23 protein-coding genes are annotated in these 11,946 nt (G+C 65.4%); all 23 read right to left on the reverse strand.

What is annotated here, in order from left to right; genetic code table 11:
- Window positions 1–20 precede the first annotated feature (20 nt).
- Window positions 21–683 carry an adenylate kinase gene (locus tag CHB69_RS10860; RefSeq protein ID WP_170935522.1) on the reverse strand — a complete coding sequence of 221 codons (663 nt, stop codon included), beginning with the start codon at window positions 681–683 and terminating at the stop codon, window positions 21–23.
- 49 nt (window positions 684–732) lie between these two features.
- Complete coding sequence (secY, locus tag CHB69_RS10865; protein ID WP_089216028.1) at window positions 733–2,106, reverse strand: preprotein translocase subunit SecY; 1,374 nt, start codon at window positions 2,104–2,106, stop codon at window positions 733–735.
- A 233-nt stretch (window positions 2,107–2,339) separates the two neighbouring features.
- The gene (gene rplO / locus CHB69_RS10870; protein WP_089216029.1) at window positions 2,340–2,831 is read right to left on the reverse strand and encodes a 50S ribosomal protein L15; all 492 of its coding nucleotides are present in this window, start codon (window positions 2,829–2,831) and stop codon (window positions 2,340–2,342) included.
- Window positions 2,832–2,875: 44 nt separating this feature from the next.
- Window positions 2,876–3,082, reverse strand: a complete 207-nt coding sequence (locus CHB69_RS10875) for a DUF1737 domain-containing protein (RefSeq protein ID WP_089216030.1) — start codon at window positions 3,080–3,082, stop codon at window positions 2,876–2,878.
- Between the two features lie 6 nt (window positions 3,083–3,088).
- Entirely contained in the window at window positions 3,089–3,274 is a 186-nt protein-coding gene (rpmD, locus tag CHB69_RS10880) for a 50S ribosomal protein L30 (RefSeq protein ID WP_089216031.1), read from the reverse strand.
- A 4-nt stretch (window positions 3,275–3,278) separates the two neighbouring features.
- Window positions 3,279–3,977: a 30S ribosomal protein S5 gene (gene rpsE / locus CHB69_RS10885; protein WP_089216032.1), complete on the reverse strand. Its 699-nt coding sequence runs from the start codon at window positions 3,975–3,977 to the stop codon at window positions 3,279–3,281.
- A 2-nt stretch (window positions 3,978–3,979) separates the two neighbouring features.
- Window positions 3,980–4,336: a 50S ribosomal protein L18 gene (rplR, locus tag CHB69_RS10890; RefSeq protein WP_089216033.1), complete on the reverse strand. Its 357-nt coding sequence runs from the start codon at window positions 4,334–4,336 to the stop codon at window positions 3,980–3,982.
- A 3-nt stretch (window positions 4,337–4,339) separates the two neighbouring features.
- Window positions 4,340–4,873 carry a 50S ribosomal protein L6 gene (gene rplF / locus CHB69_RS10895; protein ID WP_089216034.1) on the reverse strand — a complete coding sequence of 178 codons (534 nt, stop codon included), beginning with the start codon at window positions 4,871–4,873 and terminating at the stop codon, window positions 4,340–4,342.
- A complete protein-coding gene (gene rpsH, locus CHB69_RS10900) occupies window positions 4,873–5,277 on the reverse strand; it encodes a 30S ribosomal protein S8 (RefSeq protein ID WP_089216035.1) in 405 nt (134 codons plus the stop codon). Before rpsH ends, rplF begins: the two co-directional genes overlap by 1 nt.
- Before the next feature lie 12 nt (window positions 5,278–5,289).
- Window positions 5,290–5,595: a 30S ribosomal protein S14 gene (rpsN, locus tag CHB69_RS10905; protein ID WP_058454356.1), complete on the reverse strand. Its 306-nt coding sequence runs from the start codon at window positions 5,593–5,595 to the stop codon at window positions 5,290–5,292.
- A 53-nt stretch (window positions 5,596–5,648) separates the two neighbouring features.
- On the reverse strand, window positions 5,649–6,227 hold the full coding sequence (gene rplE, locus CHB69_RS10910) for a 50S ribosomal protein L5 (protein ID WP_089216036.1): 579 nt from the start codon (window positions 6,225–6,227) through the stop codon (window positions 5,649–5,651).
- Window positions 6,220–6,540 carry a 50S ribosomal protein L24 gene (rplX, locus tag CHB69_RS10915; RefSeq protein WP_089216037.1) on the reverse strand — a complete coding sequence of 107 codons (321 nt, stop codon included), beginning with the start codon at window positions 6,538–6,540 and terminating at the stop codon, window positions 6,220–6,222. The genes rplE and rplX overlap by 8 nt, the downstream gene beginning before the upstream one ends.
- A gap of 2 nt (window positions 6,541–6,542) precedes the next feature.
- Complete coding sequence (rplN, locus tag CHB69_RS10920) at window positions 6,543–6,911, reverse strand: 50S ribosomal protein L14 (protein ID WP_011543078.1); 369 nt, start codon at window positions 6,909–6,911, stop codon at window positions 6,543–6,545.
- Between the two features lie 57 nt (window positions 6,912–6,968).
- Complete coding sequence (rpsQ, locus tag CHB69_RS10925) at window positions 6,969–7,253, reverse strand: 30S ribosomal protein S17 (RefSeq protein WP_089216038.1); 285 nt, start codon at window positions 7,251–7,253, stop codon at window positions 6,969–6,971.
- A 10-nt stretch (window positions 7,254–7,263) separates the two neighbouring features.
- On the reverse strand, window positions 7,264–7,470 hold the full coding sequence (rpmC, locus tag CHB69_RS10930) for a 50S ribosomal protein L29 (RefSeq protein ID WP_089216039.1): 207 nt from the start codon (window positions 7,468–7,470) through the stop codon (window positions 7,264–7,266).
- 5 nt (window positions 7,471–7,475) lie between these two features.
- Window positions 7,476–7,907, reverse strand: a complete 432-nt coding sequence (gene rplP / locus CHB69_RS10935) for a 50S ribosomal protein L16 (protein WP_089216040.1) — start codon at window positions 7,905–7,907, stop codon at window positions 7,476–7,478.
- Between the two features lie 11 nt (window positions 7,908–7,918).
- A complete protein-coding gene (gene rpsC, locus CHB69_RS10940; RefSeq protein ID WP_089216041.1) occupies window positions 7,919–8,626 on the reverse strand; it encodes a 30S ribosomal protein S3 in 708 nt (235 codons plus the stop codon).
- Window position 8,627: 1 nt separating this feature from the next.
- Window positions 8,628–9,008, reverse strand: coding sequence for a 50S ribosomal protein L22 (gene rplV / locus CHB69_RS10945; protein ID WP_089216042.1), 381 nt, complete (start codon window positions 9,006–9,008; stop codon window positions 8,628–8,630).
- The gene (gene rpsS / locus CHB69_RS10950) at window positions 9,008–9,283 is read right to left on the reverse strand and encodes a 30S ribosomal protein S19 (protein WP_003042215.1); all 276 of its coding nucleotides are present in this window, start codon (window positions 9,281–9,283) and stop codon (window positions 9,008–9,010) included. The genes rplV and rpsS overlap by 1 nt, the downstream gene beginning before the upstream one ends.
- A gap of 3 nt (window positions 9,284–9,286) precedes the next feature.
- Entirely contained in the window at window positions 9,287–10,123 is an 837-nt protein-coding gene (gene rplB, locus CHB69_RS10955; RefSeq protein WP_089216043.1) for a 50S ribosomal protein L2, read from the reverse strand.
- A 23-nt stretch (window positions 10,124–10,146) separates the two neighbouring features.
- Window positions 10,147–10,455 (reverse strand): 50S ribosomal protein L23, encoded by a 309-nt coding sequence (locus tag CHB69_RS10960; protein WP_089216044.1) that lies wholly within the window; start codon window positions 10,453–10,455, stop codon window positions 10,147–10,149.
- Window positions 10,448–11,074 (reverse strand): 50S ribosomal protein L4, encoded by a 627-nt coding sequence (gene rplD, locus CHB69_RS10965; protein WP_089216045.1) that lies wholly within the window; start codon window positions 11,072–11,074, stop codon window positions 10,448–10,450. Before rplD ends, CHB69_RS10960 begins: the two co-directional genes overlap by 8 nt.
- A gap of 2 nt (window positions 11,075–11,076) precedes the next feature.
- The gene (gene rplC / locus CHB69_RS10970; protein ID WP_089216046.1) at window positions 11,077–11,853 is read right to left on the reverse strand and encodes a 50S ribosomal protein L3; all 777 of its coding nucleotides are present in this window, start codon (window positions 11,851–11,853) and stop codon (window positions 11,077–11,079) included.
- Window positions 11,854–11,946: the final 93 nt, after the last annotated feature.

Below are 11,946 nucleotides of genomic sequence, written 5' to 3' on the forward strand. Positions count from 1 at the left end.
GGGGACTGACCAGAGCGCCTTCAGGCGGTCGCGGTCGCGAGGATCGTTTCGATCGCGTCGTTGACCTCGTCGATCGGCGCCATGCCGTCAACGTGGGTCACGATGCCGCGTTCCTCGTAGATCGGCAGGATCGGCGCGGTTTTGCCGCGATATTCGGCCATCCGCGTGCGCACCGTTTCCTCATTGTCGTCGGGGCGGCGCTTGAACTCGTGGCTGCCGCACACGTCGCAGGTGCCTTCGACCTTCGGCAGCTTGTAACGGTCGTGATAGCCCGCGCCGCATTTCGCGCAGGAAAAGCGGCCGGTGATGCGATCGACGAGCGCATCCTCCTCGACCACCAGCTCGATCACATGGTCGAGCTTGCGCCCGCGCTCGGCGAGGAGCGCGTCGAGCGCCTCGGCCTGCGCAGCGGTCCGCGGATAGCCGTCGAAGATCACCGAGACGTCGGGGCCGAGCGCGTCGAGCCGCTCGCCGATCAGGCCCGAGACGATCGAGTCCGACACCAGTTCGCCCGCGTCCATCACCGCTTTCGCCTGCAATCCCGTCGGCGTGCCCGCCTTGACCGCGGCGCGCAGCATGTCGCCGGTCGACAGCTGGACCATGCCATGCTCTTCCTCGAGCCGCGCGGCCTGCGTCCCCTTGCCCGCGCCCGGCGGGCCAAGCAGGATGATGTTCAGCGTCATGAAAGCCCCTGTCTCCCGTTGCACCTTCGCTTCGGCCGTAACCGAGTGATCAGCGCCGTGCAACGCCGCCCTTCAATTTGGCCTTCTTGATCAGGTCGCCATATTGATGCGCGAGCATGTGGCTCTGGATCTGGGTGATCGTGTCGATCGTGACGTTGACGATGATCAGCAGGCTGGTGCCGCCGAGCTGGAAGGGCAGTCCCGATCCGGCGATGAAATATTCGGGCACGAGGCAGATCAGCGCCAGATAGATCGCGCCGATCACGGTGATGCGCGTCAGCACGAAATCGAGATAGGCGGCGGTGTTCTTGCCCGGGCGGATGCCGGGGATGAAGCCATTCTGCCGCTTCAGATTGTCGGCGGTTTCCTCAGGGTTGAAGACGACCGCGACGTAGAAGAAGCAGAAGAAGATGATGCCGCCGGCATAGAGCGCCATATAGAGCGGCTGGCCGTGCGCGAGATATTGGTTGAGCGTGATCAGGAAATCGCCCCACGCCGATTCGCCCGATACGCGGTTGCCGAGCATCTGCGTGACGGTGAGCGGCATCAGGAGCAGCGACGAAGCGAAGATCGGCGGAATCACGCCCGCGGTGTTGACCTTGAGCGGCAAATGGCTGCGGTCGGCCTGCATCACCCCCCGCTGGGTCGCGCGCTTCGGATATTGGACGAGCACGCGGCGCTGCGCACGCTCCATGAAGCTGATGAACGCGATGATGACGATCGCGCCGCCGATCACCGCGACGACGGTGCCGCCGCCCATCGAGCCTTCGCGCACCTGCGTGAACATCTGCGCAAAGCTGCGCGGCAGCTGCGCGAGGATGCCCGCCATGATGATCAGCGAAACGCCGTTGCCGATGCCGCGGCTGGTGATCTGCTCGCCGAGCCACATCAGGAAGAGCGTGCCGCCGACGATCGAGATGACCGCACCGATGCGGAACATCATGCCGGGGTCGACGACCGCGGCGATCCCCTGGCTCGCCCCGAGCGTTTCGAGCCCCACGGCGATGAAATAACCCTGGATCGCGGTCAGCGCGACGGTGCCGTAGCGCGTATATTGGTTGAGCTTCTTGCGCCCGCTTTCGCCCTCCTTCTTGAGCGCGGCGAGGCTGGGGGACAGCGCAGCGGCGAGCTGAACGACGATCGAAGCGGTAATATAGGGCATGACGCCGAGCGCGATGATGCTCATCCGCTCGAGGCTGCCGCCCGAAAAGGTGTTGAAGATGTCGAGGACACCGCCCGACGCCGCCTGCGAATAAAGGTTCGACAGCGCGACGGGATCGACGCCGGGCAGCGGCACGAAGGACAGGAAGCGGAAGACGATCAGCGCGCCGATCGTGAACCAGATACGCTTCTTGAGTTCGGTCGCCTGGCCGAACTTCGAAAAATTGAGGTTGGAAGCAAGCTGATCGGCGCGAGAGGCCATGGTATCTTTCCTCGAGTGCGGACCGCGCCCCCCGCGACCCGGGCGCCTATGTGCGTTCGGAGGGCACGAAGCGCAAGGGGAAAGGCCCTCATTTAAGCCCGTCCTCTTCGGAGGAGGGGTTGGGGGCGGTGTGCGCGGCCTTATGCCAAGCCCGAGGGCACCACCCCACTGCGACTAGCGAGCGAGCTCGCAAGTCTCGTTGCCCCTCCCCTGAAGGGGAGGGGTGAGTCGGTTCACTCGCCCTTGGCTTCCTCAGCCGGAGCGGCAGGCAGTTCGACCTTGCCGCCGGCCTTTTCGACCGCCTCGATCGCGCCCTTCGACGCGCCGGCGACGGCGAAATTCAGCTTGGCGGTCAGTTCGCCCTTGGCGAGCAGACGGACACCGTCCTTGCCGCCGCGCGCGACGCCCGCGGCCTTCAGCGCGCCGTGATCGACGGTCTTCTTCGGATCGAGCTTCTTCGCATCGACCAGCTTCTGCACCTGACCGAGGTTCACGATCGCGAAATCCTTGGCGAAGATATTGTTGAAGCCGCGCTTCGGGATGCGCATGTGGAGCGGCATCTGGCCGCCCTCGAAGCCGTTGATCGCGACGCCGCTGCGCGCCTTCTGGCCCTTCTGGCCGCGGCCGGCGGTCTTGCCCTTGCCCGAGCCGATGCCGCGTCCGACGCGCATCCGGCCCTTGCGGGCACCGTTATTGTCACGAAGGTCGTTCAGTTTGATCGTCATGTTGCACTCGCTTTCGCTGTGTTCGCGCTATGGACCGACGCTTGTCAGTCCGGTTCGATTTCGCTCGAAGGCTGGAACCCCGTATAGGGTCCCGCCTTTTCCATCACGATGGCCTGGGCGACATAGCCGCGGCCATCGACATTGGTGATCGAGGGGCTGCCATGAAGCTGCCATCCCCGGTTGAGCAGCCCCTCGACGCGGGCGCAAAAGGCGCTGTCGTCGGGACCGGTCAACAGGCGATAGAGCTTCATCGCGGCTCAGCCCTCGACGATTTCCACCATGTGCGGCACCTTGCGGAGCATGCCGCGCACTTCGGGGGTGTCGACCAGCTCGACCTCGCGGTGCATCTTGCCGAGCCCGAGCCCGGTCAGGATGGCACGCTGGTCCTTCGGCCGGCGGATCGGCGAGCCGATCTGGCGAATCTTGATTGTCTTGTCGGCCATGGTCTTACTCCGTCACCGCCGCGGCTTCGGCCTCGGCCGCGCGATCGGACGCACCGCCGCGCTTGATGAGGTCCGACACCTTCTTGCCGCGACGCTGCGCAACCGCCTTCGGGCTGGTCTGCTCGCCGAGCGCCTCGAAGGTCGCGCGGATCATGTTATAGGGGTTCGACGTGCCGACCGACTTGGTCACCACATCGGCAACGCCCAGCGATTCGAACACGGCGCGCATCGGACCGCCGGCGATGATGCCGGTCCCGGCAGGCGCCGAACGCAGCGTCACCTTGCCCGCGCCGAAGTGGCCGCGACCGTCGTGATGCAGCGTGCGGCCGTCGCGCAGCGGAACGCGGATCATCGCCTTCTTCGCCGCGGCGGTCGCCTTCGAAATCGCTTCGGGAACCTCGCGGGCCTTGCCGTGGCCGAAGCCTGCGCGGCCCTTGCCGTCGCCGACGACGACGAGCGCCGCGAAACCGAAGCGCTTGCCGCCCTTCACCGTCTTCGAGACGCGGTTGATGTGGACGAGCTTCTCGATCAGCTCTTCGCCGCCATCCTCGTCGCGCGGGCGACGATCGTCGCGGCGGCCGCGGCCACCGTCACGGCCGCCGCGTCCGCCGTCGCGGCCGCCACGGCCACGGCGCGCCGGGGCACCGGTGTTTTCGGTCGTCGCCTCGGGCGCGCCTTCGGCGTTCTGAACTTCGTCTGCCATCATTAAAACTCCAATCCGCCTTCACGGGCCGCGTCGGCCAGCGCCTTGATGCGCCCGTGGAACAGGAAGCCGCCACGGTCGAACACGACCTGCGTCACGCCCGCCTTCTTCGCGGCTTCGGCAAGGCGCTTGCCGACGTCGGCGGCCGCCGCGGCGGTCGCGCCGGAAACCTTGCCGCGGACATCCTTGTCGAGCGTCGAAGCCGCGGCCAGCGTCGTGCCGGCGGCGTCATCAATGAGCTGCGCATAGATGTGACGGCCCGAGCGATGCACCGAAAGGCGCGGACGGCCGGCGGCACGCTTGCGGAGCGCGGTACGCACGCGCTGGCGGCGTTTTTCGAAAGGGGTAAGATGTGCCATGGCTTACTTCTTCTTGCCTTCTTTGCGGAAGATGTACTCGCCGCGATATTTGATGCCCTTGCCCTTATAGGGTTCGGGCTTGCGCCAACGGCGGATTTCCGCCGCGACCTGGCCGACCTTCTGCTTGTCGATGCCGCTGATCTCGATCGTCGTATTGTCCGGCGTCTTGATCTCGATGCCCTCGGGCACCGCGAAATCGACATCGTGGCTGTAGCCGAGCTGCAGCTTCAGCGTCTTGCCCTGCGAATTGGCGCGATAGCCGACGCCGCTGATCTCGAGCACCTTGGTGAAGCCCTCGGTCACGCCCGTGACGAGATTCTGCACCAGCGTGCGCTGCATGCCCCAGAAGGCGCGCGCTTCGCGGCTGTCGTTCGCGGGCTGGACCGAAATGGCACCCTCGCCGACTTCATATTTGATGAGGTCGGACAGCGGCATCGCCAGCGTGCCCTTCGGACCCTTCACCGACAGCTCGCCGCCGTCGATCGCGGCGGTGACACCGCCGGGGATCGCGACTGCCTTTTTACCGATGCGCGACATCAGAACACCTCCGCCAGCACTTCGCCGCCGACATTGTGCTCGCGCGCCTCGGCGTCCGAGAGCACGCCGCGCGGCGTCGACACGATGGTGATGCCCAGCCCGTTGCGCACGATCGGCAGCTCTTTCGAGCCCGAATAGACGCGGCGGCCAGGCTTCGAGACGCGGGCCACGTGGCGGATCGCCGGCTGGCCCTCGAAATATTTGAGCTCGATGCGGATGCCCTTGTGCTGGCCCTTGGCGCCCAGCATTTCTTCGCTGTAGCCGCGGATATAGCCTTCGCGCTGGAGCACATCGAGAACGCGGACGCGCAAGGTCGAAGCCGGCGTCAGGACGCTGTCCTTCTTCGCCTGCTGGCCGTTGCGGATGCGGGTGAGCATATCACCCAAAGGATCGGTCATTGCCATCTTGCGTCTTCCTTACCAGCTCGACTTCACAACACCGGGGATCAGGCCCTTGTTGGCCAGATCGCGGAGCTGCACACGGCAAAGCCGGAACTTGCGATAATAGGCGCGCGGACGGCCCGTCAGCTCGCACCGGTTGCGGATGCGGGTCGGGTTGCCGTTGCGCGGGATTTCCGCCATCTTCAGGCGCGCGATCAGGCGCTCGCCATCGTCGAGCGAGGTGTCGGCCGCAATGGCCTTCAGCTTCGCGTAGCGGCCGGCATATTTCTTCACCAGCTTCTTGCGACGCTCGTTCTTGTTCACCGAACTCAGTTTCGCCATGACTTAAGTTCTCTTTCCTTCTTGAGAGAGCACGGCCTGTTTCCCAGCGGGAATCAGGCGGCTTCCTTTTCCTGCGCTTCGATCGGGAAGGGGAAGCCGAACAGCCGGAGCAGTTCGCGGGCCTCTTCATCCGTGCGAGCGGTGGTGGTGACGATCACGTCCATGCCGCGCACCGTGTCGATGCGGTCATAGTTGATCTCGGGGAAGATGATCTGTTCCTTGAGACCGAGCGCATAGTTGCCGCGGCCGTCGAAGCTCTTCGCCGACACGCCGCGGAAGTCGCGGATGCGCGGCATCGCGATCGTGATCAGGCGATCGAGGAACTCGTACATGCGTTCGCGGCGCAGCGTGACCTTGCAGCCGATCGGCATGCCTTCGCGCAGCTTGAAGCCCGCAATCGACTTCTTCGCCTTGGTGATCACGGGCTTCTGCCCCGCGATCAGCTCCATTTCCGAAGCGGCGGTCTCGACCTTCTTCTTGTCCTGAACCGCGTCGCCCACGCCCATGTTGAGCGTGATCTTCTCGATCTTCGGGACTTCCATCGCATTTTTGTAACCGAATTTCTCGGTCATCGCCTTGACGATCTTGTCGTCATAGAGCGACTTCATGCGCGGGGTGTATTTGTCAGCCATTGATGGTCTCCCCGGACTTCACGGCCACACGGACCTTCTTGCCGTCCCTGGTTTCGAAGCGGACGCGCGTCGGCTTGCCCGTCTTGGGGTCGGCAACCGCGACCTTGCTGACGTGAAGCGGCGCTTCCTTGCGCTCGAGGCCGCCCTGCGGGTCCTGCTGGCTCGGCTTCTTGTGGCGGGTGATGATGTTGACGCCCGCGACGACGACCTTGCCGTCCTTCGGCAGGCTCTGCGTCACTTCGCCGGTCTTGCCCTTGTCCTTGCCGGACAGGACGACGACGGTGTCACCCTTCTTGATCTTGGCCATACCCATGGTCAAAGCACCTCCGGCGCCAGGCTGATGATCTTCATATAACCGCGGCCGCGCAGTTCGCGGACGACGGGGCCGAAGATACGGGTGCCGATCGGCTCTTCATTCTTGTTGACGAGCACGGCGGCGTTGCTGTCGAAACGGATCACCGAGCCGTCGGCGCGGCGCACGTCCTTGGCGGTGCGGACGATGACGGCGCGATGCACGTCGCCCTTCTTCACCTTGCCGCGCGGCTGCGCTTCCTTGATCGACACGACGATGACGTCGCCGACGCCGGCGGTGCGACGCTTCGACCCGCCCAGCACCTTGATGCACTGGACGCGCTTCGCGCCGCTGTTGTCGGCGACTTCCAATTGTGACTGCATCTGGATCATCGATGCATTTCCTTCTTCCTTGGCCTACCGGGCCGTCCCGGCGGTTCCGTGAATCTCTTACGCTTCGACTTCGCCCGGAGCCGCGGCGGCCTTCGGCTTGGTCGAGGTTTCGACCTTGTCGAGAACCTTCCACGTCTTCAGCTTCGAATAGGGCTTCGTTTCCTCGATGCGGACGGTTTCGCCGGCCTTGATGGCGTTGTCCTCATCGTGGGCGTGATATTTCTTCGAGCGGCGGATGATCTTCCCGTAGAGCGGGTGCTTCACCTTCCGTTCGACTTTCACCACGACGGTCTTGTCGCCCTTGTCGGACACCACCGTGCCGGTCAGAATGCGCTTCGGCATGACAGTCTCCTTACTTCGCGGCAGCCGCGCGAACGCGCGCGGTCTGCTCGGTCTTGATGCGGGCGATCGAGCGCCGCACGTCCTTGACCCGCGACGCCTTTTCGAGCTGGCCGGTGGCGGCCTGAAAGCGCAGGTTGAACGCCTCGCGCTTCAGCTCGCCCAGCTGTTCGGCCAGCTGGTCGTCGGTCTTCTTGGTCACATCTTCGGTCTTGGCCATGGCCCTCAACCCTCCAGGTGCGAGGTGTCGCCGAGGCGGGCGACGACCTTCGTCTTGATCGGCAGCTTCATCGCCGCGCGTTCGAACGCCAGCGCGGCCACCGGGCCGGGGACGCCGTCGAGTTCGAACAGGATACGGCCGGGCTTGACGCGCGCGGCCCAGAATTCCGGCGAACCCTTGCCCTTGCCCATACGGACTTCGGCGGGCTTCGACGACACGGGGACGTCGGGGAACACGCGGATCCACAAACGGCCCTGGCGCTTGATCGCACGGCTGATCGCGCGGCGGGCCGCTTCGATCTGGCGCGCGGTGATGCGCTCGGGTTCCATCGCCTTCAGCCCGTAGGAGCCGAAGTTCAGGCTGGTGCCGCCCTTGGCATTGCCGTGGATGCGGCCCTTGAAGGCCTTGCGGAACTTGGTTTTCTTCGGTTGCAGCATGTCAGCGTTCCTTAGCGGCGGTCATCGCGCGCCGGGCGCACGCCCGACGTCTGTGCGTCGAGCATCAGCCGGTCGGTCGCCATCGGGTCATGGCCGAGGATCTCGCCCTTGAAGATCCAGACCTTGATCCCGCACACGCCATAGGCGGTGTGGGCTTCGGCCTCGGCATAGTCGACATTGGCGCGCAGCGTGTGCAGCGGCACGCGGCCTTCGCGATACCATTCGGTGCGCGCGATTTCCGCGCCGCCGAGACGGCCGGCGCAGTTGATCCGGATGCCCTCGGCGCCGAGGCGCATCGCCGACTGCACCGCGCGCTTCATCGCGCGGCGGAACGCCACGCGGCGCTCGAGCTGGTCGGCAATGCCCTGCGCGACGAGCTTGGCGTCGACTTCGGGCTTGCGGATCTCGACGATGTTCAGCGACACGTCGCTGCCCGTCATCTCGCCGAGCGTCTTGCGCAGCTTTTCGATGTCGGCGCCCTTCTTGCCGATGATGACGCCCGGGCGGGCGGCATAGATCGACACGCGGCACAGCTTCGCGGGACGCTCGATCACCACCTTCGAGATCGCGGCCTGCGGCAGCGCCTTGAAGATGAACTTGCGGATCTTCAGATCCTCGACCAGCATACGGCCATAGTCCTGCCCTTCGGCGAACCAGCGGCTGTCCCAGGTGCGGTTAACCTGCAGGCGCAGGCCGATCGGATTGCTCTTCTGGCCCATCTTACGCCTCTTCTTCCTGTTCGCGCACGACGATGCGGATGCGGCTGAACGGCTTTTCGATGCGGGTCGATTTGCCGCGGCCGCGTGCGTGCCAGCGCTTCATCGTGAACGCCTTGCCGACGCTCGCTTCCTTGACGACGAGCGCGTCGACGTCGAGGTTGTGGTTGTTTTCCGCGTTGGCGACGGCGCTGGCCAGAACCTTGCGCACGTCGACCGCCATCGCCCGCTTCGAGAAAGCGAGGATGTTCATCGCGTCTTCGACCTTGCGGCCGCGGATCAGCGCGGCGACGAGGTTCAGCTTCTGCGCCGAGCCGCGGATCTGCGTGCCGACCGAAAGCGCCTCATTGTCCGCAACGCGGCGGGGGGACTTTTCCTTGCCCATTAGCGTTTGCCCTTCTTGTCGGCCGCGTGGCCGGGGAAGAAGCGCGTCGGCGCAAATTCACCCAGCTTCATGCCGACCATGTCCTCGTTCACCGACACCGGCACGAACTTGCGGCCGTTGTAGACGTTGAAGGTCAGGCCGACGAACTGCGGCAGGATGGTGGAGCGACGCGACCAGGTCTTGATCGGGGCAGAGCTGCCGCCGTCCTGAGCCGCTTCGGCTTTCTTGAGAAGATGAAGGTCCACGAACGGACCCTTCCAGACCGAGCGAGCCATGACTTACCTCTTCTTCTTCGCGTGACGCGACCGGATGATCATCTTGTCGGTCTGCTTGTTGTTGCGCGTGCGGGCGCCCTTGGTCGGCTTGCCCCACGGGGTCACCGGATGGCGGCCGCCCGAGGTGCGGCCTTCACCACCGCCGTGCGGGTGGTCGACCGGGTTCTTGGCGACGCCGCGGGTCAGCGGGCGCTTGCCCATCCAGCGGCGACGGCCGGCCTTCGCCAGCGTCTGGTTGGTGTTGTCGGGGTTCGACACCGCACCGACCGTGCCCATGCACTCGCCGCGGATATAGCGCTGCTCGCCCGAGCCGAGACGCACGATGACGAGGCCGCGGTCGCGGCCGACGACCTGTGCATAGGTGCCGGCCGAGCGGGCGATCTGGCCGCCCTTGCCCGGCTTCATCTCGATATTGTGGACGATCGTGCCGACCGGCATCTGCGCGAGTTCCATCGCATTGCCCGGCTTCACGTCGGTCTTCTTGTCGGCGATCACCGTGTCGCCGACGCCCAGGCGCTGCGGCGCGAGGATATAGGCGAGGGTGCCGTCCTCATATTTGATCAGCGCGATGAAGGCGGTGCGGTTCGGGTCATATTCGAGCCGCTCGACGGTCGCGGGCATGCCCCACTTGCGGCGCTTGAAATCGACGACGCGATAGCGCTGCTTGTGACCGCCGCCGATACCGCGCGACGTGACATGGCCCTTGTTGTTGCGGCCGCCGGTCTTGGTCTTGCCTTCGGTCAGCGCCTTGACGGGCTTGCCCTTCCACAGGTTCGACCGGTCGATCAGGATCAGGCCGCGCTGCGCGGGGCTGGTCGGATTATAGGATTTGAGTGCCATTTTCTTTGCCTTCCCGTGCGCGCTCAGACGCCCGTGGTGACGTCGATCGACTGGCCTTCGGCCAGGCGGACGATCGCCTTCTTCACGTCGCTGCGCGTGTAGGGCTTGCCCTTCCAGCGCTTGGTCTTGCCCTTGGTGACGAGCGTGTTGACGCTGACGACCTTGACGTCGAACAGCGCTTCGACCGCCGCCTTGATCGCGGGCTTCGTCGCGTCGTTCGCGACGCGGAAAACGACCGCGTCATTTTCGCTGAGCAGCGTCGACTTTTCGGTGATCACCGGCGACAGGATCACGTCATAGTGACGCGCTTCGATGGTTTTTGCCTTAGCCATTGCAGCGTGCCTCCAGCTTTTCGACCGCCGCGCGGGTCAGGACCAGCGTGTCGGCGCGCATGATGTCATAGACGTTGGCACCGATCGCGGGCAGCGCGTCGACACCGACGATGTTCGCCGACGCCTTGACGAAGCTGTCGTGAACGGCGTCGCCGTCGATGAAGAGCGCGCGGCCCCCGAGGTCGAGCTTGCCGAGCTTGCCGGCGAGCGCCTTCGTCTTTGCGTCCTTGAGTTCGAGCGTGTCGAGAACGACGAGCTTGCCGCCCTTCGCCTTGTCGCTCAAAGCCATCTTGAGGCCGAGGGCGCGGATCTTCTTGTTCAGCGAGTGGCCGAAGGTGCGCGCCCGCGGGCCGTGCGCCTTGCCGCCGCCGATGAAGATCGGGGCCTTGCGGTCGCCGTGACGCGCGGTGCCGCCGCCCTTCTGGCGACCGAATTTCTTGCCGGTGCGGGCAACGTCGCTGCGCTCGCGCGCGGCACGCGCGGGAGCGCGGCGCTTTTCGAGCTGCCAGGCGACGACGCGGTGCAGGATGTCGGCGCGCGGATCGACGCCGAAGACCTCGTCGTTGAGGTCGATGTCGGCGCCGGCCTTGCCGTCGATGGTCTGAACCTTGACCTTCATGATCAGGACTCCTGTGCGCCGTCGGTGGCCGCGGTGTCGACGACGGCGTCTTCGGCCGGCGTTTCGACCGGCGCGTCAGCCGGGGCTTGCTGGTTGCTGTTCGCCGCGCTCTTCAGGCCCGCCGGATAGGGGGCATCGGGGTGGCGCGGCAGCTTGACCGCATCGCGGACCATCAGCCAGCCGCCCTTCGAGCCGGGGACCGAGCCCTTGACGAAGAGGAGGCCGCGCTCGACGTCGGTGCGGACGATTTCGAGATTCTGCTGGGTGCGGTTGCGCGCGCCCATGTGGCCGGCCATCTTCTTGTTCTTGAAGACGCGGCCCGGATCCTGCCGGTTACCCGTCGAACCATGCGCACGGTGGCTGATCGAGACGCCGTGGCTGGCGCGCATACCGCCGAAACCCCAACGCTTCATCGCACCGGCGAAACCCTTGCCCTGGGTGACGCCCTGGATGTCGACCATCTGGCCAGCGACGAAATGGTCGGCTGACAGCTCGGCACCGACGTCGAGGGCGGCATCGTCGGCGACGCGGAATTCCGCGACCTTCGCCTTCGGCTCCACCTCGGCCTTGCCATAGGCGCCACGCTGCGGCTTGGCGACATTCTTCGCCTTCGCCGAGCCGGCACCCAGTGCGACCGCCACATAGCCGTCGCGTTCCTTATCGCGCACGGAGACGACCTGGCAGCCTTCGAGGCTCAGGACGGTGACGGGCACATGGCGTCCGTCGTCCTGAAACAGGCGGGTCATCCCCATTTTCTTCGCGATCACGCCAGTGCGCATGATCTTAACTCCTCAACAGAGGCCGGGCGGACCATTCCGCACGGCTTGCGGGACCCGGCGAGGCAAGCCTCTACGGAACCCTCCCAGCCCGAA

The sequence above is a fragment of the Sphingopyxis indica genome (assembly GCF_900188185.1).
Lineage (GTDB): Bacteria > Pseudomonadota > Alphaproteobacteria > Sphingomonadales > Sphingomonadaceae > Sphingopyxis > Sphingopyxis indica.

What these genes read in the sequence shown, in the direction of transcription:
- CHB69_RS10860 (WP_170935522.1), bottom strand. Translation starts at nt 683, where the DNA reads ATGACGCTGAACATCATCCTGCTTGGCCCGCCGGGCGCGGGCAAGGGG.
- secY (WP_089216028.1), bottom strand. Translation starts at nt 2,106, where the DNA reads ATGGCCTCTCGCGCCGATCAGCTTGCTTCCAACCTCAATTTTTCGAAG.
- rplO (WP_089216029.1), bottom strand. Translation starts at nt 2,831, where the DNA reads ATGACGATCAAACTGAACGACCTTCGTGACAATAACGGTGCCCGCAAG.
- CHB69_RS10875 (WP_089216030.1), bottom strand. Translation starts at nt 3,082, where the DNA reads ATGAAGCTCTATCGCCTGTTGACCGGTCCCGACGACAGCGCCTTTTGC.
- rpmD (WP_089216031.1), bottom strand. Translation starts at nt 3,274, where the DNA reads ATGGCCGACAAGACAATCAAGATTCGCCAGATCGGCTCGCCGATCCGC.
- rpsE (WP_089216032.1), bottom strand. Translation starts at nt 3,977, where the DNA reads ATGGCAGACGAAGTTCAGAACGCCGAAGGCGCGCCCGAGGCGACGACC.
- rplR (WP_089216033.1), bottom strand. Translation starts at nt 4,336, where the DNA reads ATGGCACATCTTACCCCTTTCGAAAAACGCCGCCAGCGCGTGCGTACC.
- rplF (WP_089216034.1), bottom strand. Translation starts at nt 4,873, where the DNA reads ATGTCGCGCATCGGTAAAAAGGCAGTCGCGATCCCCGGCGGTGTCACC.
- rpsH (WP_089216035.1), bottom strand. Translation starts at nt 5,277, where the DNA reads ATGGCAATGACCGATCCTTTGGGTGATATGCTCACCCGCATCCGCAAC.
- rpsN (WP_058454356.1), bottom strand. Translation starts at nt 5,595, where the DNA reads ATGGCGAAACTGAGTTCGGTGAACAAGAACGAGCGTCGCAAGAAGCTG.
- rplE (WP_089216036.1), bottom strand. Translation starts at nt 6,227, where the DNA reads ATGGCTGACAAATACACCCCGCGCATGAAGTCGCTCTATGACGACAAG.
- rplX (WP_089216037.1), bottom strand. Translation starts at nt 6,540, where the DNA reads ATGGGTATGGCCAAGATCAAGAAGGGTGACACCGTCGTCGTCCTGTCC.
- rplN (WP_011543078.1), bottom strand. Translation starts at nt 6,911, where the DNA reads ATGATCCAGATGCAGTCACAATTGGAAGTCGCCGACAACAGCGGCGCG.
- rpsQ (WP_089216038.1), bottom strand. Translation starts at nt 7,253, where the DNA reads ATGCCGAAGCGCATTCTGACCGGCACGGTGGTGTCCGACAAGGGCGAC.
- rpmC (WP_089216039.1), bottom strand. Translation starts at nt 7,470, where the DNA reads ATGGCCAAGACCGAAGATGTGACCAAGAAGACCGACGACCAGCTGGCC.
- rplP (WP_089216040.1), bottom strand. Translation starts at nt 7,907, where the DNA reads ATGCTGCAACCGAAGAAAACCAAGTTCCGCAAGGCCTTCAAGGGCCGC.
- rpsC (WP_089216041.1), bottom strand. Translation starts at nt 8,626, where the DNA reads ATGGGCCAGAAGAGCAATCCGATCGGCCTGCGCCTGCAGGTTAACCGC.
- rplV (WP_089216042.1), bottom strand. Translation starts at nt 9,008, where the DNA reads ATGGGCAAGGAAAAGTCCCCCCGCCGCGTTGCGGACAATGAGGCGCTT.
- rpsS (WP_003042215.1), bottom strand. Translation starts at nt 9,283, where the DNA reads ATGGCTCGCTCGGTCTGGAAGGGTCCGTTCGTGGACCTTCATCTTCTC.
- rplB (WP_089216043.1), bottom strand. Translation starts at nt 10,123, where the DNA reads ATGGCACTCAAATCCTATAATCCGACCAGCCCCGCGCAGCGCGGCCTG.
- CHB69_RS10960 (WP_089216044.1), bottom strand. Translation starts at nt 10,455, where the DNA reads ATGGCTAAGGCAAAAACCATCGAAGCGCGTCACTATGACGTGATCCTG.
- rplD (WP_089216045.1), bottom strand. Translation starts at nt 11,074, where the DNA reads ATGAAGGTCAAGGTTCAGACCATCGACGGCAAGGCCGGCGCCGACATC.
- rplC (WP_089216046.1), bottom strand. Translation starts at nt 11,853, where the DNA reads ATGCGCACTGGCGTGATCGCGAAGAAAATGGGGATGACCCGCCTGTTT.